Below are 22,871 nucleotides of genomic sequence, written 5' to 3' on the forward strand. Positions count from 1 at the left end.
CTGCCGGTGCGCAGGGACTCCAGCTCGGCCGGGGGGCTACTCCTGGACCAGTTCCACCCGGATGGGATCGCCGGATCGTACGGTCGCCAGGAGGCGGGCGTCCCCATCGAGGCTGCCGAGGATGTTGCACGGGCTTGCGAGGCGGCACTCTCCCCCGAACTCGGTTCGGGGGAGTTCCCAGCCTTGCGAGATCGGCGTGGGTCCGTAGGGCAGGGCCAGGGCGTCGCCGTCCGTCCAGAAGGCCACCGTGCCCGGTTCCACGACCTGACGGGCGCCCGTTTCACGTGAAACAGCGACGCCTGTGTCGAAATACACCTCCTCACCCCATGTGCGCGCGGTCGAAGCGAGGGGCAGTGCCTTGGCGAGGGCCTGCGTGGTCGGGCTGCTTGCGTCGAGGGTCGCGGTGATGTTGCCCGCGGGCCAGGAAATGCGTATCTGCATGGCGCGCAATTCAACAAGACGTTGAAGTCGCTGCCAAGGTCTTGACGGAAAGGCGAAGGGGGGACCCCCCTCCCCGGGCCGAAAATCAGTGCGTCATAATGGCTTGTGAATGTGAACGCGTTCACAAGCGCATCCCGTTTGCCTTGTATGTCCCTGACAGACGGGGCAAACCGCCGCTGTACCACGGCGTAGTAAGGAGAGTGACGACGTGGACCTGGCTTTGGCGCCGGAGACACTGGCGCGCTGGCAGTTCGGCATCACCACCGTCTACCACTTCCTGTTCGTCCCGCTGACGATCTCCCTGGCGGCCCTCACCGCAGGGCTCCAGACGGCGTGGGTGCGCACGGAGAAGGAGAAGTACCTCAGGGCGACCAAGTTCTGGGGCAAGCTCTTCCTGATCAACATCGCGATGGGTGTGGTCACCGGCATCGTGCAGGAGTTCCAGTTCGGCATGAACTGGTCGGACTACTCGCGCTTCGTCGGTGACATCTTCGGCGCTCCGCTCGCCTTCGAGGCGCTGATCGCGTTCTTCTTCGAGTCGACCTTCATCGGCCTGTGGATCTTCGGCTGGGACAAGCTGCCCAAGAAGATCCACCTGGCCTGCATCTGGATGGTCTCGATCGGCACGATCCTGTCGGCGTACTTCATCCTCGCGGCGAACTCTTGGATGCAGCACCCGGTCGGCTACAAGATCGACAAGGTCAAGGGGCGCGCCGAGCTCACCGACTTCTGGGCCGTGCTGACCCAGAACACCGCGCTCAACCAGGCGTTCCACACGCTGTCCGCGGCCTTCCTGACCGGTGGCGCCTTCATGGTGGGCATCGCCGCCTACCACCTGGCCCGCAAGAAGCACATCCGGGAGATGAAGACCTCGCTGCGGCTCGGCTTGGTCACCGTGGTCATCGCCGGTCTGCTCACCGCGGTCAGCGGCGACCTGCTCGGCAAGGTCATGTTCAAGCAGCAGCCGATGAAGATGGCCGCCGCCGAGGCGCTCTGGGACGGCCAGAGGCCGGCGCCGTTCTCCGTCTTCGCCTACGGCGACGTGGAGAAGGGCCACAACAGCGTCGCCATCGAGATACCCGGCCTGCTGTCCTTCCTGGCGAACGACGACTTCACCTCGTACGTCCCCGGCATCAACGACATCAACAAGGCCGAGCAGCAGAAGTTCGGGCCGGGCGACTACCGGCCCAACATCCCCGTCACCTTCTGGGGCTTCCGCTGGATGATCGGCTTCGGCATGACCTCCTTCGCCATCGGCCTGGCCGGGCTGTGGCTGACTCGCAAGAAGTTCATGCTGCCGCAGCACCTGCGGGTGGGCGAGGACGAGGTGCCGCACCTGGTCCTGTTCAAGAACAAGGCACTCAGCCCGAAGCTCACCACCTGGTACTGGCGCATCGCGATCTGGACCCTGGCCTTCCCGCTGATCGCCAACTCCTGGGGCTGGATCTTCACCGAGATGGGACGCCAGCCGTGGGTCGTCTACGGCGTGCTGGAAACCCGGGACGCGGTCTCCCCCGGTGTCTCGCAGGGCGAGATCATCACCTCGATGACCGTCTTCACGGCGCTGTACGCGATCCTCGCCGTGGTCGAGGTCAAGCTGCTGGCGAAGTACGTCAAGGCCGGCCCGCCCGAGCTGACCGAGGCCGACCTCAACCCGCCCACGAAGATCGGCGGCGACCACCGTGACGCCGACAAGCCGATGGCCTTCTCGTACTAGGCCGAGGGGACAGTCATGGAACTTCACGACGTCTGGTTCGTCCTGATCGCCGTCCTGTGGACCGGCTACTTCTTCCTGGAGGGCTTCGACTTCGGGGTCGGCATCCTCACCAAGCTGCTCGCCCGCGACCGGCCGGAGCGCCGGGTGCTGATCAACACGATCGGGCCGGTGTGGGACGGCAACGAGGTCTGGCTGCTCACCGCGGGCGGCGCGACCTTCGCCGCCTTCCCCGAGTGGTACGCCACCCTGTTCTCCGGCTTCTATCTGCCCCTGCTGCTCATCCTGGTCTGTCTGATCGTCAGGGGCGTCGCCTTCGAGTACCGGGCCAAGCGGCCGGAGGAGAACTGGCAGCGCAACTGGGAGACGGCGATCTTCTGGACCTCGCTCCTCCCGGCCTTCCTGTGGGGTGTCGCCTTCGGCAACATCGTGCGGGGCGTCAAGATCGACCGGAACTTCGAGTACGTCGGCAGCGTCTGGGATCTGCTCAACCCGTACGCCCTGCTCGGCGGGCTGGTGACACTGACACTGTTCACCTTCCACGGGGCGGTGTTCACCGCGCTCAAGACCGTCGGGGACATCCGGGCGCGGGCCCGGAGGCTGGCCCGGTGGGCCGGCCTGGTCGCGGCCGTCGTGGCGCTCGCGTTCCTGCTGTGGACGCAGGCCGACAGCGGCGACGGTACGAGCCTGGTGGCCCTGATCGTGGCCGTCGGCGCCCTGGCCGCCGCCCTGGTGGCCAACCAGGCAGGGCGTGAAGGGTGGGCGTTCGCACTGTCCGGTGTCACCATCGTGGCCGCCGTGGCGATGCTCTTCCTGTCGCTCTTCCCGAACGTCATGCCCTCCACCCTCGACGAGGGCTGGAGCCTGACGGTCACCAACGCCTCGTCGAGCCCGTACACCCTGAAGATCATGACCTGGCTGGCGGCCATCGCCACTCCGCTCGTGCTGCTCTACCAGAGCTGGACGTACTGGGTGTTCCGCAAGCGGATCGGCACGCAGCACATCGCTCCCGACGCCGCTGCCGGCGCCGCGCACTGAGTCCGGCCGGAGAGGGGGTGTTTCACGTGAAACACCCCCTCTGGACCGAAGGGTGTTTCACGTGAAACCAATCGACCCACGCCTTCTGCGGTACGCCCGTGCCACCCGTCTCTTCCTCGCGGTGGTCGTCGGCCTCGGGGCCGTCGGTGCGGGACTGGTCATCGCCCAGGCGATGCTGGTCGCCGAGGTCGTTGTCGGAGCCTTCCAGCACGGGTACGCGGCCGCTGAACTGGGCAGTCCCCTGCTGCTGCTGGCTGCCGTGGCGGTGGGACGGTCGGTTGTCGCGTGGCTCACCGAACTTGCTGCGCACCGCGCGAGCGCGGCCGTGAAGTCGGAGCTGCGCGGCCGGCTTCTGGACCAGGCCGCAGCGCTCGGGCCCGGGTGGCTGAGCGGGCAGCGCACCGGCTCGCTGGTCACCCTGGTGACGCGCGGGGTCGACGCCCTGGACGACTACTTCGCGCGGTATCTGCCGCAGCTGGGTCTCGCCGTGGTCGTGCCGGTGGCGGTGCTGGCGCGGATCGTCACCGAGGACTGGGTGTCGGCGGCGATCATCGTCGGAACCTTGCCGCTGATTCCGCTCTTCATGATGCTGATCGGGTGGGCGACACAGTCCCGGATGGACCGTCAGTGGCGGCTGCTGTCCCGGCTGTCCGGCCACTTCCTGGACGTGGTCGCGGGACTGCCCACGCTGAAGGTGTTCGGCCGGGCCAAGGCGCAGGCCGCGTCCATCCGGCGGATCACCGGCGAGTACCGGCAGGCCACCCTGCGCACCCTGCGGATCGCCTTCCTCTCCTCCTTCGCCCTGGAACTGCTTGCCACGCTGTCCGTCGCGCTGGTCGCCGTGACGATCGGGATGCGGCTCGTGCATGGCGAGATGGATCTGTACGTCGGGCTGGTCATCCTGGTACTGGCGCCCGAGGCCTATCTCCCGCTGCGTCAGGTGGGGGCGCAGTTCCACGCGGCGGCGGAGGGACTCGCGGCGGCGGAGGAGATCTTCGCCGTGCTGGAGACGCCGGTACCGGTGTCCGGGGCCGGGTCGGTGCCGGAGGGCGCGGTGGCCTTCGAGGGCGTCACCGTCCGTTATCCGGGGCGTGCCTCGGATGCGGTGACCGATGTGTCGTTCACCGTCGAGCCCGGTGAGACCGTGGCGCTCGTGGGGCCGAGCGGGGTGGGCAAGTCGACCCTGCTCAGCGTGTTGCTGGGGTTCGTACGGCCGACCGGGGGGCGGGTGCGGATCGGGGGTGCCGATCTCGCCTCCCTCGATCCGGCGGAGTGGCGGTCACGGATCGCGTGGGTGCCGCAGAGGCCGCACCTGTACGCCGGGACCATCGCGGAGAACGTCCGGCTGGCTCGTCCCGATGCCGACGACGAGGCTGTGCGCCGGGCTCTGCGGGACGCCGGTGCGTGGGAGTTCGTGGCGGCGCTGCCGGAGGGGGTCCGCACCGTGCTCGGGGAGGACGGGGCGGGACTGTCGGCGGGGCAGCGGCAGCGGCTCGCGCTGGCCCGGGCGTTTCTGGCGGACCGGCCTGTGCTGTTGCTGGATGAGCCGACGGCCGCGTTGGACGGGGCGTCGGAGGGGGACGTCGTCGCGGCGGTGCGGAGGCTTGCGGTGGGGCGGACCGTGTTGCTCGTCGTGCATCGGCCTGCGTTGTTGGGGGTGGCCGATCGGGTGGTGCGGTTGGAGGGGGGCCGGGTTGTGGAGAGGGGCGGGGTCCTGGAAGGGGCGGCGCTGGTCAGGTACCCGGGGGACAGTCGGGCACCCAGGGGGCTCCGCCCCCTGGACCCCCGGCCTTGCCCACCCACCACCCGACTCGGTGGGCTGGATGGTGGGCGGGCGGGGGCTGGCTGGGGTGGGCCGGATGGAGGAGCGGCGGGGCCTGGGGGCCTTGTGCCGGATGGAGATGCGGTGGGGGTGCGGGGGCGTGGGCTGGATGGACGAGTGGTGGGGGCCGGGCGGGGTGTGCTTGGGCGGGTTCGGGGGATGGGTGGGGGGCGGTCCGGGCGGCTCTGGGCGGGGTGGTTGTTGGGGAGCCTGGCGGTGGGGAGTGCCGTCGGGCTCATGGCGACCTCCGGCTGGCTCATCTCGCGGGCCTCGCAGCAGCCGCCGGTGCTCTACCTGATGGTGGCCGTGACGGCGACCCGGGCCTTCGGGATCGGGCGGGCCGTCTTCCGGTACGCCGAGCGGCTGGTGTCGCACGACGCCGTGCTGCGGATGCTGGCCGACACCCGGGTGGCGGTGTACCGGCGGCTGGAGCGGCTCGCGCCCGCCGGGCTGCGCGGTGTCCGGCGCGGTGATCTGCTCACCCGGCTGGTCGCGGACGTGGACGCGTTCCAGGACTACTGGCTGCGCTGGCTGCTGCCCGCCGGCGTCGCCCTCGCCGTCTCCGCTGCCTCCGTCGGCTTCACGGCCTGGCTGCTGCCCGAGGCCGGTGCCGCCCTCGCGGCGGGCCTGCTGGCGGCCGGCGTCGGCGTTCCCCTGCTGACCGCGACCGCCGCCCGGCGCACCGAGCGGCGGCTGGCGCCCGCCCGGGGCCTGCTCGCCACCCGCGTGACGGACCTGCTCACCGGCACGGCCGAGCTGACCGTCGCCGGTGCGCTGCCGGCCCGTACCGACGCGGCCCGGCGGGCGGACGGCACCCTCACCCGCATCGCCGCGCGCGCCGCCGCCGTCACCGGGCTCGGCGACGGGCTGACCGCGCTGGTCTCCGGGCTGACCGTCACGGCCACCGCGTTCCTCGGTGCCCAGGCGGTGGCCGCGGGCCGGCTGAGCGGCGTGGCGATGGCCGTGGTCGTCCTGACGCCGCTGGCCGCCTTCGAGGCCGTACTGGGACTGCCGCTCGCCGTGCGGTACCGGCAGCGGGTGCGGCGCAGCGCGGAGCGCGTGTACGAGGTGCTGGACGCCCAGGAGCCCGTACGCGAGCCGCGGACGCCCCGGCATGCGCCCGCCTCGCCGTTCCCGGTGGTCGTCAAGGGGCTGACCGCCCGGTACCCGGGACAGCGGCGGCAGGCGCTCGCCGGGGTCGACCTGACCCTGGAGCGCGGGCGCCGGGTCGCCGTGGTGGGGGCGTCCGGATCCGGCAAGACGACCCTCGCGCAGGTGTTGCTGCGGTTCCTGGATCCGGCGGCGGGCTCGTACACGCTCGCCGGTGTGGACGCGTGCGCGCTGTCCGGGGACGACGTACGGCGGCTCGTCGGGCTGTGCGCCCAGGACGCGCACCTCTTCGACAGCTCGGTGCGCGAGAACCTGCTGCTGGCCAGGAGGGACGCCACCGAGGACGAGCTGCGTGCGGCACTGGGCCGGGCGCGGCTGCTGGACTGGGTTGACTCGCTGCCCGACGGCCTGGACACGCTCGTCGGCGAGCACGGGGCGCGGCTGTCCGGCGGGCAGCGGCAGCGTCTGGCGCTGGCCCGCGCGCTGCTGGCCGACTTCCCCGTGCTGGTCCTGGACGAGCCCGCCGAGCACCTGGACCTGCCGACGGCCGACGCGCTGACCGCCGATCTGCTGGCCGCCACCCAGGGCCGTACGACACTGCTGATCACCCACCGGCTGGCGGGGCTGGCCGCGGTGGACGAGGTGGTCGTGCTCGATGCGGGCCGGGTCGTGCAGCGGGGGCCGTACGACGCGCTGGTCGCCGAGGCCGGGCCGCTGCGGGAGATGGCGCGGCGGGAGGCCGAGGCGGAAGCGCCGGCAGGGGCGCGGTGAGGGCCCCTGCCGGCGCTTCCGCGCGCGGGCCTGGCAGGCGGGAGGGGCGCTACGGAGCGCGGTCGGCGAGCAGTTGCTCGATCACCACCGCGACACCGTCGTCGTTGTTGGCGACCGTACGGCCCGACGCGGCGGCGACGACGTCCGGGTGGGCGTTGCCCATCGCGTAGGACTGGCCGGCCCAGGTGAGCATCTCGACGTCGTTGGGCATGTCCCCGAAGGCCACGACCTCCTCGTGGGAGATGCCGCGCTCGGCGCAGCACAGGGCGAGCGTGCTGGCCTTGGAGACGCCGGGGCCGCTGATCTCCAGCAGGGCGCTGGGGCTGGACCGGGTGACGTTGGCGTGGTCGCCGATCGCCAGGCGGGCCAGGGTCAGGAAGGCGTCGGGGTCGAGGGAGGGGTGGTAGGCGAGGATCTTGAGCACGGGCTGGTCGGCGTCCGGGCCGTCGGCCGCGAGCAGCTCCTCGGCGGGCAGGAGGTTGTCGGGTATCTCCAGGTGGAGCTTGGGATAGTCGGGCTCCTGCTGGAAGCCGTACGTCTGCTCCACCGCGAACACCGTGCCGGGCGCGGCTTCGCGCAGCAGCCGTACGGCGTTGCGGGCGTTGTCCCGGGCCAGCTCGCGGACCTTCACGAACCGGTGGGCGCCGGGGCCGCCGTGCAGGTCGACCACGGCGGCTCCGTTCCCGCAGATCGCGAGGCCGTGGCCGTGGACGTGATCGCTGACCACGTCCATCCAGCGGGCGGGCCGGCCGGTGACGAAGAAGACCTCGATGCCGGCCTCCTCCGCGGCGGCCAGCGCGGCGACGGTCCGTGGCGAGACCGACTTGTCGTCGCGCAGCAGGGTGCCGTCGAGGTCGGTGGCGATCAGCCGCGCCGGAAGGGCGGCGGCAGGGGTCCCGGGCTGTCTGGTCGCTGAGGTCACCCGGCCATTCTCGCGCAGACATCCGCACGACCGTGCGGGACTCCGCACGGATGAGACGCAGGTGACGCCCGGCCGGGCGGTCCGGCCGGGCGGTTCGGTCCATCTCGGTCCGGCCGGGCGGTTCGGTCCATCTGTCCGACCCGTCGGTTCGGCCCGTCTGTCCGACCCGTCGGCTCGGCCCGTCGGTTCGGCCCGTCGGTTCGGCCCGTCGGTTCGGCCCGTCTGTCCGGTGGGTCAGTCCAGCTGGGCGAGGCCCTCCATGGCGATCTGCTCGAAGACCTTCTCGTCCGCGGCGAAGTCGGAGTCCGGGATGGGCCAGTGGATCACGATCTCGGTGAAGCCCAGCTCACGGTGGCGGCCGGCGAAGTCCACGAAGGCGTCCAGGGACTGGAGCGGGCGGCCGCGGTCCGGGGTGAAGCCGGTGAGCAGCACCTTGTCCAGCTCGGTCAGGTCCCGCCCGGCGGCCGCGCACGCTTCGGAGAGCTTGTCCATCTGGCCGCGCAGCGCCTCGACCGACTGCTCGGGGGTGCCCGTTTCGTACAGCCTGGGGTCGCCGGTGGTCACCCATGCCTGGCCGTGCCGTGCGGCGAGCCTCAGGCCGCGCGGGCCGGTGGCGGCCACCGCGAAGGGCAACCGCGGGCGCTGCACACAGCCCGGTATGTTCCGCGCCTCGTGCGCCGAGTAGAACCTGCCCTCGTACGACACCGCGTCCTCGGTGAGCAGCCGGTCGAGCAGGGGGACGAACTCGGCGAACCGGTCGGCCCGCTCACGCGGGGTCCACGGCTCCTGGCCGAGGGCGCCGGCGTCGAAACCGGTGCCGCCGGCGCCGATGCCGAGGGTGATCCGGCCGCCGGAGATGTCGTCCAGGGAGATCAGCTCCTTGGCGAGGGTCACCGGGTGGCGGAAGTTCGGCGAGGTGACCAGCGTGCCGAGGCGCAGCCGGTCGGTGGCCGCGGCTGCCGCCGTCAGGGTCGGGATCGCGCCGAACCAGGGGCCGTCGCGGAAGGTGCGCCAGGACAGGTGGTCGTAGGTGTACGCCGTGTGGAAGCCGAGCTGCTCGGCACGCACCCAGGCCGAGCGGCCGCCTTCGTGCCAGCGGCGGTACGGCAGGATCACGGTGCTCAGACGCAGACTCATGCGTCCGAGCGTAAGCGGCCCCACGGACAACGGACGAAACGGTCACCGTGCGCGGCTGCCCCGCCACGGTGCGAGCAGGCTGCCGGACTCCGTCGCCCGGACGGGGGTCCGTCCCGCGCGCGTGTTCAGTGCGGGCCGGAAAAACGCAGGTACTGCGGGGGTACGGCCGCGGTCAGCCAGACCCCGTTGGCACTGAGGTGGAACACGTGCCCGTCGCGGTGCATGGTGCCGGAGTCGACGGTCAGCACCACGGGCCGGCCCCGGCGGGCGCCGACGCGAGTGGCGGTTTCCCGGTCGGCGGAGAGGTGGACGGCGTGCCGGTTCATGGGCCGCAGGCCCTCCGCGCGGATCGCGGCCAGGCGGGCGGGGACCGTCCCGTGGTAGAGGTGCGGCGGCGGGGTCGCCGGCGGCAGGCCCAGGTCGACCTCGATGCTGTGGCCCTGGCTGGCGCGGATCCTGCCGTCCTCGATCACGAAGCGCTGCTTGTCGTTCGTGGCGACCACGTGGTCCAGTTCCTCCCGGGTGAACCGGAATCCGTGGGCCGTGGCCGCGGCGAGCAGAGCGTCGATCTCCACCCAGCCGCCCGGGTCCGGTGTGAGTCCGATGCGCCCGGGCTGGTGGCGCAGGTGCCGGGAGAGGTACTTCGACACCTTCACGGTGCGTCGTTCGTCCATGGGTCCAGCGTGCGCGAGAGACGCGGATCACGCAGGTTGTTTTCGCCGGGAGGTTTGATCCACAAGCAAGTGCGGTTATCCACAAGCCAATTGGCGGACCTGTGGACAACTGGTCTGCGGCTCATGGTGTTTCGTGAACGTCCGTACGGTTCCGTGGCGATGTGGCGAGATCGTCCAACGCCCGTGCGTGCAGCTCGCGTTCGGCCGCCAGTGTGACGAAGTCCGCGACACGCTCCCGGCCCACCAGCCTTTCCACGGCGCGGATCGTCTCCGCCGGCAGTGGTACGGAGCGCGTACCGTAAGGGGGATCGAGCGACTGCGGCGTGACGAGGTGGGTGCGCAGCCGGCGCGTCGCCAACGCACGCATTGCGCGCGCCAGTTCCGCGTCCACGGTCCGCTGGGCCAGGGGGCGCAGCCGACGGACGAGCGAGGCGGCTTCCGCCGCGTGCGCGTCGGTCCGGTGGCCCGGGTCGTCCAGGTAGCGTGCGAAGACGTACTCGGTGGTGAACTCCAGGAAACGGTCCGCGATGTGCTCGACCTGCCCCCTCAACTCCCGCAGGTGGCCGGCGATGGCGGACAGCGGGACACCGGCAGCGTGCAACTCGGCCGCCACCGCCAGTTGTTGGGGACTGGGCACCAGGAAGGCGTCCGGATCGCCGTCTACCGGCTCCAGTACGCCGAGATCCACCGCCTCGGCCACGGCATCATCCTCGGTCACGGCATCATCCTCGGTCACGGCGCCGCTCTCGGTCGCGGCGCCGTTCTCGGTCGCGGCGCCGTTCTCGGTCACGGCGCCGCCCTCGGTCACGGCGCCGCCCTCGGACGCGCCGCCGAAGCGGGCGTGCAGCTCGGCGCGTGTGACACGGTCGGGCTGCTCGTCCGTCCACGGGCCCTCCACCTCGGTGACCAGGCCGAGGACACCGCCCAGGCCGCGGCCGGTGTCCCAGGCGTCCAGGAGTTCCCTGATCGAGGCGAGCGTGTAGCCGCGGTCGAGGAGGTGGGCGATCTGGCGGAGACGGGTGACGTGTGCCTCGGAGTAGAGGTTGGCGCGGCCCTGGCGCTCGGGACGGGGGAGCAGACCGCGGTCCTGGTAGGCGCGGATGGTCCGCACGGTGGTGCCCGTGTGGTGGGCGAGGTCTTCTATGCGGTACGTGCGGGGGGCCGGGGAGTCGGGCACGGGCACTTCCCTTCCTGGTGCCGGAGCTGTCGCTCTGCTCGACGAGGGCGGGGAGGCACGCCCGCCCGCCGTCACGCCGGGTGAGCGCCGGCGGTACCGGGCCCCCGCCCCCCGGGCCTCACAGCCTCGGTTCCACCCGGGCGATCCGGCGCAGTACGCCAGGTGCGAAGCGGGACAGCAGGTGGGCCGCCCGGGCCTCCGGGGTCACCGGGACCACCGCCTTGTTGTGGGCCACCGCGTCGAGGACGGCATCGGCCACCTTCTCCGGTGGGTAGTTGCGCAGGCCGTACAGCCGGGCCGACCGCTGCCGGCGGCGGCGCTGCTCCGCCTCGTCGACGCCGGTGAAGCGGGCCGTCGAGGTGATGTTGGTGTTGACGAAGCCCGGACAGACGGCGGTGACGCCGATGTCCTGGGAGGCCAGCTCGGCGCGCAGGCACTCGGAAAGCATCAGCACGGCCGCCTTGGACGTGCTGTAGGCGGGCAGCGCGCGCGAGGGCTGGTAGGCCGCCGCCGACGCGATGTTGACGATGTGGCCGCCCTGGCCGCGCGCGGCCATGCGCGCCCCGAAGAGCCGGCACCCGTGGATCACACCCCACAGGTTGACGTCGAGCACCTTGCGCCAGTCGTCGGCCGTCGTGGCGAAGAAGGAGCCCGACAGTCCGATGCCCGCGTTGTTGACCAGCACGTCCAGGACGCCGTACTCGCGGTGCACCTTCTCCGCGAGCTTCTCCATGACCTGTTCGTCGGAGACGTCGGCCGGCTCCGCCCAGGCGCTGGGCGCGCCCACCAGCCGGGCGAGTTCGGCGGTACGGGCCGCCGCCTCGGCGTCGCGGTCGACGGCGACCACGCGCGCGCCGGCCTCCGCGAAGGCGAACGCCGTCGCCCGGCCGATGCCGCTGCCCGCACCGGTGACCAGCACCAGCTGCCCGGCGAACCGTTCGGCGTGGCGGCCCGTGGCAGCGGGTGCCGGCCGGTCGCCGGACACGGACGTGACGAACTCCTCGATCCAGGCGGCGACCTGGTCGGGCCGGGTGCGCGGGACCCAGTGCCTGGCCGGGAGGGTGCGGCGGGTCAGCCGGGGCACCCAGCGGTCCAGGTCGTCGTACAGGCGCTCCGAGAGGAACGCGTCCCCCTGGGGGGTGATGAGCTGCACGGGCACGTGCGCGTACGCGTCGGGGCGCGGCCTGCGCAGCCGGGCGCGCACGTTGTCCCGGTACAGCCAGGCGCCGTGCACCGCGTCGGTGCGGAGGGAGGCGGTCGGGTAGCCGCTGCCGGGGACCCGCTCGACGCGTTCCAGGATCTTCGTCCAGTGCCTGCCGAGCGGACCGCGCCAGGCGAGCTCCGGCAGGACCGGTGTGTGCAGCAGGTACACGTACCAGGACTTGGCGCCCTGCCCGAGGAGCTGGCCCACGCGGCGGGGCGTCGGGCGCTTCACCCGTGCGTCGATCCAGTGTCCGAAGTGGTCGAGGGACGGCCCGGAGATCGAGGTGAAGGAGGCGATACGGCCCTTCGTACGGCCCACCGTGACGAACTCCCAGGACTGCACCGAACCCCAGTCGTGCCCGACGAGGTGCACCGGCCGGTCCGGGCTGACCGCGTCCACGACGGCCAGGAAGTCGTCGGTGAGCTTGGCCAGGGTGAAGCCGCCGCGCAGCGGCTCGGGCGCCGAGGACCGGCCGTGGCCCCGGACGTCGTACAGGACCACGTGGAAGCGGTCGGCGAGCCGGACGGCGACCTCCGACCAGACCTCCTTGCTGTCCGGGTAGCCGTGTACCAGGACGACCGTCGGCTGTTCCGGGTCGCCCAGCTCGGCCACGCACAGCTCGACCCCGCCGGTCCGCACCCAGCGCTCACGCGCGCCTTCCACCGTCACTTCTCCTCCGCCCAGCGCCGCACGTGCGGCAGATCGTCGTCCAGCCAGAACGCGCTCTCCCCGGGGTCCCGGGAGTCGGTGACCACCAGGATCTCCTCGAACTTCGCGCCCGTACCCCGGAAGCCGATGTGCGGTTCGACCGCCCACAGGCCCGGCCTCGGCGGGTGGTCCGAGAAGCGGTACGGCGACCACAGCGGCGACCAGCCCTCACGGTGGCCGTGCAGCGCGTCGGCGGCGAGCCCTTTCAGGGACTGCGTACCGAACCCGAACAGGTGGGGCGCGAAGCGGCGCGTGCGCACCCGGTCCACCTTGTGGGCGATCACCCCGAAGGGATACGCGCGGTGCCGGTTGGCGTAGCCCTGGCGGACCATGAGCCGGTCCACGTTCTCGTAGATCTCCCGCAGCGGGCGCCGCTCGCGCACCTCCCGCAGGATCAGCTCGCGGTGCGCCTCCAGGTCGGCCATCAGCCGGTCCTGCACCGGGTTGACGCCCAGGGAGCCCGAGTAGCCGATGTCCGCCGTGCACCCCTCGTACACCGGCGCCATGTCCAGGATGAACGGCATCCCCGGCTCCAGGGCGCGGTCGGTCGGGAAGAACTGGAGCGGGACGCGGAAGCCGGCGAACGCGGTGCGGTCGCCGAACCAGGCGAAGGGCAGGTGGAACCAGTCCCGCACCCCGCGCTCGCGCAGCCACTCCCGCTGCATCCGCGCCGCCTCGCGCTCGGTCACGCCCGGTTCCAGGCGGGCCGCGACCGCCTCCGCGCACTCGTAGGCGAGGCGCTGCACCCGCCTGAACCCCCGCAGTTCCGCGGAGGGTTCGCTGCTCACTGCCGTCCTCATGCCGCCCCGTCCCGTCGCCCCGGCGACCCGGTCGTCGTCCCGGCGACTCGTCGCGTCGACCGCGGTACGCGTCCGTAACTTGACACTGGCGAATGTGACAGTTGTTAGAGGCGGCGTCAATAGGCGGGATCCCTCCCTGTGTCCCGCCTCGTGTCCCGCACCCCCGGGGCCGGCCCAGGGTCCCCGCCCACCCTCGGGTGGGGGTCCCTCAGGGTCCCGTAATACCTGGGACTGACGAGGAAACGGCTCTGAGGTCTGACGACCGGCGTGGTCTGGATCACTACTGTCGTGAGCGTGACTGTGATCGTGACCGAAAGCCTGAGCAAGCGGTTCCCCCGGGTGACCGCGCTCGACCGGCTGTCCGTGGACATCGGGCCCGGTGTGACCGGACTCGTCGGTGCCAACGGCGCCGGCAAGTCCACCATGATCAAGATCCTGCTGGGGCTGTCCCCCGCCACGGAGGGCCGCGCGGAGGTGCTCGGCCTGGACGTCGCCACCAAGGGCGCCGCCATCCGTGAGCGGGTCGGGTACATGCCGGAGCACGACTGCCTGCCGCCCGACGTCTCGGCCACCGAGTTCGTCGTCCACATGGCCCGCATGTCCGGCCTGCCCCCGGCCGCCGCACGTGAGCGCACCGCGGACACCCTGCGCCATGTGGGTCTCTACGAGGAGCGCTACCGCCCCATCGGCGGCTATTCGACGGGCATGAAGCAGCGCGTCAAGCTCGCCCAGGCCCTGGTGCACGACCCGCAGCTGGTCTTCCTGGACGAGCCGACCAACGGCCTCGACCCGGTCGGCCGCGACGAGATGCTCGGCCTGATCCGCCGTATCCACACCGACTTCGGCATCTCCGTCCTGGTCACCTCGCACCTGCTGGGCGAGCTGGAGCGCACCTGCGACCACGTCGTCGTCATCGACGGCGGCAAGCTCCTGCGCTCCAGTTCCACCACCGAGTTCACCCAGACCACGACCACCCTCGCGATCGAGGTCACCGACAGCGACACCCACCCCGACGGCACCCGCGCGGTCCGCGAGGCGCTCCGGGCCCGCGGGCTGGACACCCGTGCCGAGGGCGCGGGCCTGCCCGGCGCCGGACACATCCTGCTGCTGACCGCCCAGGGCGAGGAGACCTACGACCTGGTCCGGGACGTCGTCGCCGACCTCGGCCTCGGCCTGGTGCGCATGGAGCAGCGCCGGCACCACATCTCCGAGGTGTTCACCAGCGGCGCCGAGCACAGCGGCGACGAACGGAAGGAGGCCGTCGGCCATGGCGGTTGAGCATCCCCCGGCCATGCCCGCCGGCGACCAGACCCGCATCCACGACATCGGTTACCGCGGCTACGACGGCCCGCGCCTCGGCCGGGCCTACGCCCGCCGCTCGCTGTACTCGCAGTCCCTGCGCGGCGCCTACGGCCTCGGCCGCTCGGTGAAGTCCAAGGTGCTGCCGATGCTGCTGTTCGCGGTGATGTGCCTGCCCGCGGCCATCATGGTGGCCGTCGCGGTCTTCACCAAGGCGCACGAACTGCCGGTGCCCTACACCCGCTACGCGATCATCATGCAGGCCGTGATCAGCCTCTACGTCGCCTCACAGGCGCCCCAGGCGGTCTCCCGGGACCTGCGCTTCAAGACCGTTCCGCTGTACTTCTCGCGGCCCATCGAGACCGCCGACTACGTCCTGGCGAAGTTCGCGTCGCTGGCCTCCGCACTGTTCATCCTCACCGGCGCACCGCTGCTGGTCATGTACGTGGGTGCCCTGCTGGCCAAGATGGGCTTCGCCCACCAGACCGAACTGTTCACCCAGGGACTGGTCTCCGTGGCCCTGCTCTCGCTGCTGTTCGCCGGCATCGGCCTGGTCATCGCCGCCGTCACTCCGCGCCGCGGGTTCGGCATCGCCGCCGTCATCGCCGTCATGACCATCCCCTACGGCGCGGTCACCACGCTCCAGGCCATCGCCCACGTGCAGGACGAGTCCTCGGCCATCCCGTGGATCGGGCTGTTCTCGCCGATCACCCTCGTCGACGGCGTCCAGTCGGCCTTCCTGGGCGCGACCTCCCGCAGTCCCGGCGGGGTCGACCCGTCCGCGGGGCAGGGCGTCGTCTACGTCCTGGTCGTCCTCGCCCTGATCGCCGGCAGCTACGGCCTGCTGACGCGCCGCTACAAGAAGGTGGGACTGTGACCACGCTCAGCATCGACCACGTGTCCCGCTGGTTCGGCAACGTGGTCGCCGTCAACGACATCACCATGACCATCGGACCCGGCGTCACCGGCCTGCTGGGCCCCAACGGCGCCGGCAAGTCCACGCTGATCAACATGATGGGCGGCTTCCTCGCCCCCTCCACCGGCACGGTCACCCTCGACGGGCAGCCGGTGTGGCGCAACGAGCAGATCTACCGGCACATCGGCATCGTCCCCGAGCGCGAGGCGATGTACGACTTCCTCACCGGCCGCGAGTTCGTCGTCGCCAACGCCGAGCTGCACGGTCTCGGAGACGAGGCCGCCCGGCGCGCCCTCGCCACGGTCGAGATGGAGTACGCCCAGGACCGGAAGATCGCCACCTACTCCAAGGGCATGCGGCAGCGCGTGAAGATGGCGAGCGCCCTGGTCCACGACCCCTCGCTGCTCCTGCTGGACGAGCCGTTCAACGGCATGGACCCGCGCCAGCGCATGCAACTGATGGACCTGCTGCGGAAGATGGGCGACGAGGGCCGCACGGTGCTGTTCTCCTCGCACATCCTCGAAGAGGTCGAACAGCTCGCCCGGCACATCGAGGTCGTCGTCGCCGGACGGCACGCGGCCAGTGGCGACTTCCGCAGGATCCGCCGCCTGATGACCGACCGCCCGCACCGCTACCTGGTGCGCTCCAGCGACGACCGTGCCCTCGCGGCCGCGCTGATCGCCGACCCGTCCACGGCCGGCATCGAGGTCGACCAGGCCGAGGGCGCGCTGCGCATCCAGGCCGTGGACTTCGGCCGCTTCACCGCGCTGCTGCCGAAGGTCGCGAGGGACCACGGCATCCGGCTGCTCACGGTCTCGCCGTCCGACGAGTCCCTGGAGTCCGTCTTCTCGTACCTGGTCGCGGCGTAGGAGGCCCATGATGTACGACCCCACCGTCGCCCGGCTCACCTACCGGGCGCTGCTCGGCCGCCGTCGGGCCCTCATCCTCGGCGCGCTGCCGTTGCTCCTGATCGTCATCGCCGTGGCCGTGCGCGCTCTGACCGGCGCCGACGACCAGACGGCCTCCGACGTCCTCGGCGGCTTCGCGCTCGCCACCATGGTGCCGATCATCGGCGTCATCGCGGGCACGGGCGCGATCGGCCCCGAGATCGACGACGGCTCCGTCGTCTACCTGCTGTCCAAGCCGCTCAAGCGGCCCACGGTCATCTTCACCAAACTGATCGTGGCCATCGCCGTCACCATGGTGTTCTCGGCGGTGCCGACCCTGATCGCGGGCCTGATCCTGAACGGCAACGGCCAGCAGATCGCCGTCGCCTACACGGTCGCCGCGCTGGTCTCCTCCATCGCCTACTCGGCGCTCTTCCTGCTGCTCGGCACGGTCTCCCGGCACGCGGTGGTCTTCGGGCTCGTCTACGCCCTGGTCTGGGAGGCGCTGTTCGGCTCCCTGGTGCCCGGCGCGCGCACGCTGAGCGTCCAGCAGTGGTCGCTGGCCGTCGCCCACGACGTCGCCGGCGGGGACCTGGTCACCTCCGACGTGGGCCTGCCGACGGCCACCGTGCTGCTGGTGGCGGTCACCATCCTGGCCACCTGGTACGCCGGCCGGAAGCTGCGCACGCTGACGCTGGCGGGCGAGGAGTAGGAAGGGCGGCCCGTCCCCCCGGCGGCCGGTGCGGCCGGGCTTCGGGCCGGCGGCCCCGCGCCGGGCCCGGGAGGCTTCCGAACATCGTCGGGGCCGCCCCGGTGGCCGGCGGCCGTCAGGCCCGCCGGGCCCCCCGGGCCTCGGCGATGCCGTCCAGCTCCCGCATCGCCTCCGCGTGGGCGCTCATCGTGCGGTGGACCGTGCCCGTCGTGAACAGCACCGCGCCGGCGAGGGAGACCGGGACGGACAGGCCGAGGATGGCCAGCACTTCCGGCCAGTCGCGCTCGTCCGCGCAGTAGTCGCCCTCGTAGAGGCCCTCGTTGGCGGTGCCGCGGTCCGTCAGCAGGCGGGACTCGCACCTGTCGGGGTACCGGTCCCCCGGCTCGCGCTCCACCTCGTACGGCGTGAGCAGCAGAACGGCGCACCAGGTCCACAGCAGCCCCGCCACCGCCAGCAGGCCGATGCCCCAGGCCCGTATCCGGGAGCCACGGTCGCGGAAGTCGAGGTCGTACTCGCGTGATCGCATGGCCGCCGAATCTAGCAATCACCCCGGCGGCCGGTGCGCTCAGCCCAGCAACCGCTCCAGCACGACCGCGATGCCGTCGTCCTCGTTGGAGGCCGTGACCTCGTCGGCCACCGCCTTCAGCTCCTCGTGGGCGCCCGCCATGGCCACGCCCCGGGCCGCCCAGGCGAACATCGGGATGTCGTTGGGCATGTCGCCGAAGGCGATCGTGTCGGCGGCCTTCAGACCCAGCCGGCGGGCCGCCAGGGACAGGCCCGTGGCCTTGGACAGGCCGAGCGGGAGCAGCTCCACGATGCCCTCGCCCGCCATGGCCACCGTGACGAAGCCCCCGGCCGCCTGCCGGGCCGCTTCCGCCAGCTCGTCGTCGCCCAGCGTCGGATGCTGTATGTAGATCTTGTTCAGCGGGGCCGTCCAGAGGTCGGAGGCGTCCGTGAACGGGGTCCCGGGCAGTTTGCCGGTGACCGCGTAGCCGGGGCCCACCAGCACATCGCCGTCGAGCCCGTCCCGGCTGGCCGCCAGGTACAGCGGGCCCACCTCGGCCTCGATCTTGGCCAGGGCCACACCCGCCAGCTGCCGGTCCAGGGTGACCGAGGTCAGCAGCCGGTGCGCGCCCGCGTCGTACACCTGGGCGCCCTGGCCGCAGACGGCGAGGCCGTCGTAGCCGAGGTCGTCCAGGATGTGCCGGGTCCAGGGGACCGCGCGGCCGGTGACCACGATGTGCGCGGCGCCCGCCGCGGTGGCCGCGGCGAGCGCGTCACGGGTGCGCCCGGAGACCGACTCGTCGGAGCGCAGCAGCGTGCCGTCGAGGTCGGTGGCGATCAGTCGGTAGGGGAAGGCGGTCACTTGGCGACCGGCTCCAGGACCTCCCGGCCGCCCAGGTAGGGGCGCAGCACCTCGGGGACCCGGACGGAGCCGTCGGCCTGCTGGTGGTTCTCCAGGATCGCCACGATCGTGCGCGGAACGGCGCACAGCGTGCCGTTGAGCGTGGCGAGCGGCTTGACCTGCTTGCCGTCCCGGACCCGGATGGACAGCCGGCGGGACTGGAACTCGGTGCAGTCCGAGGTCGAGGTCAGCTCGCGGTACTTGCCCTGGGTCGGGATCCACGCCTCGCAGTCGTACTTGCGGGCGGCCGAGGCGCCGAGGTCACCGGAGGCGACGTCGATGACGCGGAACGGCAGCTCCAGCGAGGTCAGCCACTGCTTCTCCCACTCCAGCAGGCGCTGGTGCTCGGCCTGCGAGTCCTCGGGAGCGACGTACGAGAACATCTCGACCTTGTCGAACTGGTGCACGCGGAAGATGCCCCGGGTGTCCTTGCCGTGCGAGCCGGCCTCCCGGCGGAAGCACGGGGAGAAGCCCGCGTAGCGCAGCGGCAGCTTGTCCGCGTCGAGGATCTCGTCCATGTGGTAGGCCGCCAGCGGGACCTCGGAGGTGCCGACCAGGTAGAGGTCGTCCTTGTCGAGGTGGTAGACGTCCTGGGCGGCCTGGCCGAGGAAGCCGGTGCCGGCCATGGACTGCGGGCGGACCAGCGCCGGGGTGAGCATCGGGGTGAAGCCGGCCGCGGTGGCCTGGGCCATCGCCGCGTTCACCAGGGCCAGCTCCAGCAGGGCGCCGACGCCGGTGAGGAAGTAGAAGCGGGAGCCGGAGACCTTCGCGCCGCGCTCGACGTCGATCGCGCCGAGGATCTGGCCGAGCTCCAGGTGGTCCTTGGGCTCGAAGCCCTCGGCGCCGAAGTCACGGATCGTGCCGTGCGTCTCCAGCGTGACGAAGTCCTCCTCGCCGCCGACGGGCACGTCGGGGTGGACGAGGTTGCCGAGCCTGAGGAGCAGGTCATGAGTCTCGGCGTCGGCCGTGTCGCGCTCGGCGTCGGCGGCCTTGACGTCGGCCTTCAGCTGCTCGGCGCGCTTGAGCAGCTCGGCCTTCTCGTCACCGGTGGCCTTGGGGATCTGCTTGCCGAGCTGCTTTTGCTCGGCGCGCAGTTCGTCGAAGCGGACGCCGGAGGACCTGCGCCGCTCGTCGGCAGACAGGAGGGCGTCGACGAGCGCGACGTCCTCTCCACGGGCGCGCTGGGACGCGCGCACACGGTCGGGGTCCTCACGGAGCAGGCGAAGGTCAATCACGAGGCCAAGGCTACCGGTGCGCGGTCGCGGCTCACGAATCACTATTCCGGTGAGTTCGGATTCGCGGCTTACCTTCCGCTATGCGGTAATTGCCGATCGTGTCAAGGAAAAGTGTCCCACTCCCTGGGACGGAGCAGGCGCCGAGCGACCCGTTGACCGGATTTCCTTGCGGGAAGCGGGATTTGGCGGGCCGGTTGTCCACAGGGATCCGTACCCGCCGGAGAGTTATCCACAGGCTGTGTGGAAGATCTGTGGATCTCGGAATTGATCACTCCGGAAAGCCTGGGCAGGCTGGAGAATTCCCGGGTCAAACCCGATCGACACCCACTTTCGGGTGGAAACCGGTCGCCCCAAAAGATGAACCGAAGGAAACGGGTGGACGAAGGGTGGTGTGGGGGGCGGTGGCCTCGGTGGGGCGCTTCAGGCCGATTTGTCGACCCTGTCGCCCTGCCCTGTCGACTTGTCCCCAGGTCGAGAAGGAGTCCTGTGGATAACTTCTGTGGATAACGTTCGTATGCAGGTACGACCGGCTAGAAACGGCCGTCCTGGCAGCGCGCCACCCAGTCCGCCGCCGCCATGAACTCCTCGTCCGACGTCCCCGGCGTCGTCGGCCGGGCCTCGCCCGCGGTGATGTCGGCGCGCGGATAGGAGCCGAGGAAACGCACCTGGAGGCAGATCCGCCGCAGTCCCATCAGCGCCTCCGCCATCCGCCGGTCGGCGATGTGGCCCTCGGCGTCGATGCAGAAGCAGTAGTTGCCGATACCGGCTCCGGTCGGCCGGGACTGGAGCAGCATGAGGTTGATGCCGCGCGAGGCGAACTCGCCGAGCAGGTCGCGCAGCCCACCGGGGTGGTCGTCGCGCTGCCAGAGCACCACCGAGGTCTTGTCGGCCCCCGTCGGCGCGGCCGGCCGGGCCGGGCGGCCGACGAGCACGAACCGGGTCTGCGCGTTCTCCGCGTCGTGGATCCCGGTCTCCAGCGCCTTCAGGCCGTACCGGGCGGCGGCGAACTCGCCCGCGAAGGCGGCGTCGTAGCGGCCCTCCTGGACCAGCCGGGCGGCGTCCGCGTTGGAGGCGGCCGACTCCCAGGTGGCCTCCGGGAGGTGCGCGCGCAGCCAGTTGCGCACCTGGGGCTGGGCCGCGGGGTGGGCGGAGACGGTCTTGATGTCGGCGAGCGCCGTGCCGGGCCGGACCAGCAGCGCGAAGGTGATGGACAGCAGCACCTCGCGGTAGATCATCAGCGGTTCGCCCGCGACCAGCTCGTCCAGGGTGGTGGTGATGCCGCCCTCGACGGAGTTCTCGATCGGCACGAACGCGGCCTCGGCGTCGCCGGCCCGTACCGCGTCCAGCGCGGACTGCACCGACACGTACGGGATCAGCTCACGGGTGGCCGCCTCCGGAAGCGTGCGCAGGGCGACCTCCGTGAAGGTGCCCTCCGGGCCGAGATAGGCATAGCTCGCTGGCATGTCCTCACCCTAATGGCCGTGGCGGGGCGCGTCGCATGGGTCTCGGGAATGCCACTCGACCGGGTGGTTTGAACCCGGTTCACCCTCCGGCGGCCGCGTTCACCGCACTCGAGAACCGGGCTCACCCCTCCAGCAGCGGCGGAGGGACCGGGCTCATCCCTCCAGCAGCCGCTGCCCCACGTACTCGCCCTTCGCCGCCCCGCCCGGCACCGCGAAGAGTCCGCTCGTCTCGTGCCGGATGAACCGCGACAGCGCGTCGCCCCGGTCCAGCTTGCGCTGCACCGGTACGAAGCCGCGCAGCGGGTCCGCCTGCCAGCAGATGAAAAGCAGACCGGCGTCCGGCGCGCCGTCCGCGTCGATGCCGTCGTGGTAGGAGAAGGGGCGCCGCAGCATGGCCGCGCCGCCGTTGCGGTCGGGCCGGGTGATCCGGGCGTGCGCGGTGAGCGGAACGGCGTAGTCACCGGCCGCGTCCGTCTTCTCCAGGTCCATCGGGGTCGTCTCGTCGCCGCCGGACAGCGGTGCCCCGTCGGCCTTGCGGCGTCCGATGACCTTCTCCTGCGCGGAGAGCGACAACTTCTCCCAGTCGTCCAGGAGCATGCGGATCCGCCGTACGACGGCGTAGGAGCCGTTGGCCATCCACGCGGGCTCCCCCGGGGCGGGCACGAAGATCCGCCGGTCGAAGTCGGCGTCGGCGGGCTTCGGATTGCGGGTGCCGTCGAGCTGGCCCATGAGGTTGCGGGCCGTCATGGGGTGGGCGGTGGCGCCCGGGCTGCGGTTGAAGCCGTTCATCTGCCAGCGCACCCGCGCGGCCGAGCCCGCGTCCTTCTGGATCGCGCGCAGGGCGTGGAAGGCGACCAGGGCGTCGTTCGCGCCGATCTGCACCCACAGGTCGCCGTCGCTGCGGGCCTTGTCGAGCCGGTCGGAGGAGAAGTCCGGCAGCGGGTCCAGCGCGGCCGGCCGCTGCTTCTCCAGGCCGGTCCGCCCGAAGAAGCTGTGCCCGAAGCCGAAGGTGACCGTCAGCGAGGAGGGCCCCGCGTCCCGGGCGACGTCGGTGTCGTCGTGCGGCGCGGCCTCGCCCGCCATCAGCCGCTCGGCCGTCGCCGACCAGCGGCGCAGCAGGGCGGCCGCCTCCTTGCGGCCCGCTCCCGCCGCCAGGTCGAAGGCGACGAGGTGGCCGCGCGCCTGGAGGCCCTCGGTGATGCCGGGCTGATGTTTCCCGTGAAACATCACCCGGTCGGAGCCGACCGAGGTCAGCGGGGTGGCCTGGGCGGGCGCGGCGGCGTACCCCGCGGCCCCGCCGGCCGCGCCGAGCACGAGCCCGGTGGCGCCGGCGGTGCCCAGCAGGGCGCGCCGGGAGATCCCGCTCGCGCCGGACACGGGCTCCGCCACCGGAGCGTCGGGCGTACGGGTCTGCGGGAGGGTCTGGTCGGACATGG

At 71.7% G+C, this 22,871-nt stretch carries 19 protein-coding genes; 7 read left to right on the forward strand and 12 right to left on the reverse strand.

The features are described 5' to 3' along the window. Nucleotides 1-36: 36 nt before the first annotated feature. Nucleotides 37-441: a cyclophilin-like fold protein gene (locus ABZ576_RS30890; protein WP_360748154.1), complete on the reverse strand. Its 405-nt coding sequence runs from the start codon at nt 439-441 to the stop codon at nt 37-39. A gap of 208 nt (nt 442-649) precedes the next feature. Between ABZ576_RS30890 and ABZ576_RS30895 the strand changes: the two genes are divergently transcribed. The 3 genes from ABZ576_RS30895 to cydD all read left to right on the forward strand — a co-directional run bounded on the left by ABZ576_RS30895 (nt 650) and on the right by cydD (nt 6,896). After that, a complete protein-coding gene (locus ABZ576_RS30895; protein WP_360748157.1) occupies nt 650-2,158 on the forward strand; it encodes a cytochrome ubiquinol oxidase subunit I in 1,509 nt (502 codons plus the stop codon). Between the two features lie 15 nt (nt 2,159-2,173). Then, nucleotides 2,174-3,193 carry a cytochrome d ubiquinol oxidase subunit II gene (gene cydB, locus ABZ576_RS30900; protein ID WP_360748160.1) on the forward strand — a complete coding sequence of 340 codons (1,020 nt, stop codon included), beginning with the start codon at nt 2,174-2,176 and terminating at the stop codon, nt 3,191-3,193. Nucleotides 3,194-3,254: 61 nt separating this feature from the next. Next, on the forward strand, nt 3,255-6,896 hold the full coding sequence (gene cydD, locus ABZ576_RS30905; RefSeq protein WP_360748163.1) for a thiol reductant ABC exporter subunit CydD: 3,642 nt from the start codon (nt 3,255-3,257) through the stop codon (nt 6,894-6,896). A gap of 49 nt (nt 6,897-6,945) precedes the next feature. Here the strand turns inward: cydD and ABZ576_RS30910 are convergent, their stop codons facing one another. From ABZ576_RS30910 to ABZ576_RS30935, 6 genes are all read right to left on the reverse strand, one after another. Further along, entirely contained in the window at nt 6,946-7,818 is an 873-nt protein-coding gene (locus ABZ576_RS30910) for a Cof-type HAD-IIB family hydrolase (RefSeq protein ID WP_360748166.1), read from the reverse strand. A gap of 234 nt (nt 7,819-8,052) precedes the next feature. Further along, nucleotides 8,053-8,955: an LLM class flavin-dependent oxidoreductase gene (locus ABZ576_RS30915; protein ID WP_360748169.1), complete on the reverse strand. Its 903-nt coding sequence runs from the start codon at nt 8,953-8,955 to the stop codon at nt 8,053-8,055. A 125-nt stretch (nt 8,956-9,080) separates the two neighbouring features. Continuing rightward, complete coding sequence (locus ABZ576_RS30920) at nt 9,081-9,629, reverse strand: RNA 2'-phosphotransferase (RefSeq protein ID WP_360748172.1); 549 nt, start codon at nt 9,627-9,629, stop codon at nt 9,081-9,083. 121 nt (nt 9,630-9,750) lie between these two features. Beyond that, nucleotides 9,751-10,806, reverse strand: coding sequence for a MerR family transcriptional regulator (locus ABZ576_RS30925; RefSeq protein ID WP_360748175.1), 1,056 nt, complete (start codon nt 10,804-10,806; stop codon nt 9,751-9,753). A 118-nt stretch (nt 10,807-10,924) separates the two neighbouring features. Further along, nucleotides 10,925-12,679 (reverse strand): SDR family oxidoreductase, encoded by a 1,755-nt coding sequence (locus ABZ576_RS30930; RefSeq protein WP_360748178.1) that lies wholly within the window; start codon nt 12,677-12,679, stop codon nt 10,925-10,927. After that, nucleotides 12,676-13,518, reverse strand: coding sequence for a M24 family metallopeptidase (locus tag ABZ576_RS30935; protein WP_360748182.1), 843 nt, complete (start codon nt 13,516-13,518; stop codon nt 12,676-12,678). The genes ABZ576_RS30930 and ABZ576_RS30935 overlap by 4 nt, the downstream gene beginning before the upstream one ends. Nucleotides 13,519-13,818: 300 nt before the next feature. On the opposite strand from ABZ576_RS30935, the gene ABZ576_RS30940 reads away from it, so the two are divergent. Genes ABZ576_RS30940 through ABZ576_RS30955 form a run of 4 tightly spaced genes read left to right on the forward strand, consistent with a single transcriptional unit; the run spans nt 13,819 to nt 17,332 of the window. Further along, the gene (locus tag ABZ576_RS30940; RefSeq protein WP_360748259.1) at nt 13,819-14,796 is read left to right on the forward strand and encodes an ABC transporter ATP-binding protein; all 978 of its coding nucleotides are present in this window, start codon (nt 13,819-13,821) and stop codon (nt 14,794-14,796) included. Continuing rightward, nucleotides 14,786-15,694, forward strand: a complete 909-nt coding sequence (locus tag ABZ576_RS30945) for an ABC transporter permease subunit (protein ID WP_360748185.1) — start codon at nt 14,786-14,788, stop codon at nt 15,692-15,694. The genes ABZ576_RS30940 and ABZ576_RS30945 overlap by 11 nt, the downstream gene beginning before the upstream one ends. Next, a complete protein-coding gene (locus ABZ576_RS30950; RefSeq protein WP_360748188.1) occupies nt 15,691-16,602 on the forward strand; it encodes an ABC transporter ATP-binding protein in 912 nt (303 codons plus the stop codon). Before ABZ576_RS30945 ends, ABZ576_RS30950 begins: the two co-directional genes overlap by 4 nt. A 10-nt stretch (nt 16,603-16,612) precedes the next feature. Next, complete coding sequence (locus ABZ576_RS30955) at nt 16,613-17,332, forward strand: ABC transporter permease (protein ID WP_360748262.1); 720 nt, start codon at nt 16,613-16,615, stop codon at nt 17,330-17,332. A gap of 115 nt (nt 17,333-17,447) precedes the next feature. Here the strand turns inward: ABZ576_RS30955 and ABZ576_RS30960 are convergent, their stop codons facing one another. The 5 genes from ABZ576_RS30960 to efeB all read right to left on the reverse strand — a co-directional run bounded on the left by ABZ576_RS30960 (nt 17,448) and on the right by efeB (nt 22,869). Then, nucleotides 17,448-17,858 (reverse strand): hypothetical protein, encoded by a 411-nt coding sequence (locus tag ABZ576_RS30960; RefSeq protein ID WP_360748191.1) that lies wholly within the window; start codon nt 17,856-17,858, stop codon nt 17,448-17,450. A gap of 39 nt (nt 17,859-17,897) precedes the next feature. Then, a complete protein-coding gene (locus tag ABZ576_RS30965) occupies nt 17,898-18,698 on the reverse strand; it encodes an HAD family hydrolase (protein WP_360748194.1) in 801 nt (266 codons plus the stop codon). Beyond that, nucleotides 18,695-19,972: a serine--tRNA ligase gene (serS, locus tag ABZ576_RS30970; RefSeq protein WP_360748197.1), complete on the reverse strand. Its 1,278-nt coding sequence runs from the start codon at nt 19,970-19,972 to the stop codon at nt 18,695-18,697. Before serS ends, ABZ576_RS30965 begins: the two co-directional genes overlap by 4 nt. 530 nt (nt 19,973-20,502) lie before the next feature. Then, nucleotides 20,503-21,435: a prephenate dehydratase gene (gene pheA, locus ABZ576_RS30975; protein WP_360748200.1), complete on the reverse strand. Its 933-nt coding sequence runs from the start codon at nt 21,433-21,435 to the stop codon at nt 20,503-20,505. Nucleotides 21,436-21,588: 153 nt separating this feature from the next. Next, entirely contained in the window at nt 21,589-22,869 is a 1,281-nt protein-coding gene (efeB, locus tag ABZ576_RS30980; protein WP_360748203.1) for an iron uptake transporter deferrochelatase/peroxidase subunit, read from the reverse strand. Between the last annotated feature and the right edge of the window lie 2 nt (nt 22,870-22,871).

The organism is Streptomyces sp. NPDC013455, from assembly GCF_040632975.1.
Classification (GTDB): Bacteria; Actinomycetota; Actinomycetes; order Streptomycetales; family Streptomycetaceae; genus Streptomyces.

Bases quoted from the DNA above. Each gene is read 5' to 3' on its own strand.
- cydB (WP_360748160.1), top strand. From the start codon at position 2,174: ATGGAACTTCACGACGTCTGGTTCGTCCTGATCGCCGTCCTGTGGACC.
- ABZ576_RS30920 (WP_360748172.1), bottom strand. From the start codon at position 9,629: ATGGACGAACGACGCACCGTGAAGGTGTCGAAGTACCTCTCCCGGCAC.
- pheA (WP_360748200.1), bottom strand. From the start codon at position 21,435: ATGCCAGCGAGCTATGCCTATCTCGGCCCGGAGGGCACCTTCACGGAG.
- ABZ576_RS30945 (WP_360748185.1), top strand. From the start codon at position 14,786: ATGGCGGTTGAGCATCCCCCGGCCATGCCCGCCGGCGACCAGACCCGC.
- efeB (WP_360748203.1), bottom strand. From the start codon at position 22,869: ATGTCCGACCAGACCCTCCCGCAGACCCGTACGCCCGACGCTCCGGTG.
- ABZ576_RS30955 (WP_360748262.1), top strand. From the start codon at position 16,613: ATGTACGACCCCACCGTCGCCCGGCTCACCTACCGGGCGCTGCTCGGC.
- ABZ576_RS30935 (WP_360748182.1), bottom strand. From the start codon at position 13,518: ATGAGGACGGCAGTGAGCAGCGAACCCTCCGCGGAACTGCGGGGGTTC.
- ABZ576_RS30960 (WP_360748191.1), bottom strand. From the start codon at position 17,858: ATGCGATCACGCGAGTACGACCTCGACTTCCGCGACCGTGGCTCCCGG.
- ABZ576_RS30915 (WP_360748169.1), bottom strand. From the start codon at position 8,955: ATGAGTCTGCGTCTGAGCACCGTGATCCTGCCGTACCGCCGCTGGCAC.
- ABZ576_RS30890 (WP_360748154.1), bottom strand. From the start codon at position 441: ATGCAGATACGCATTTCCTGGCCCGCGGGCAACATCACCGCGACCCTC.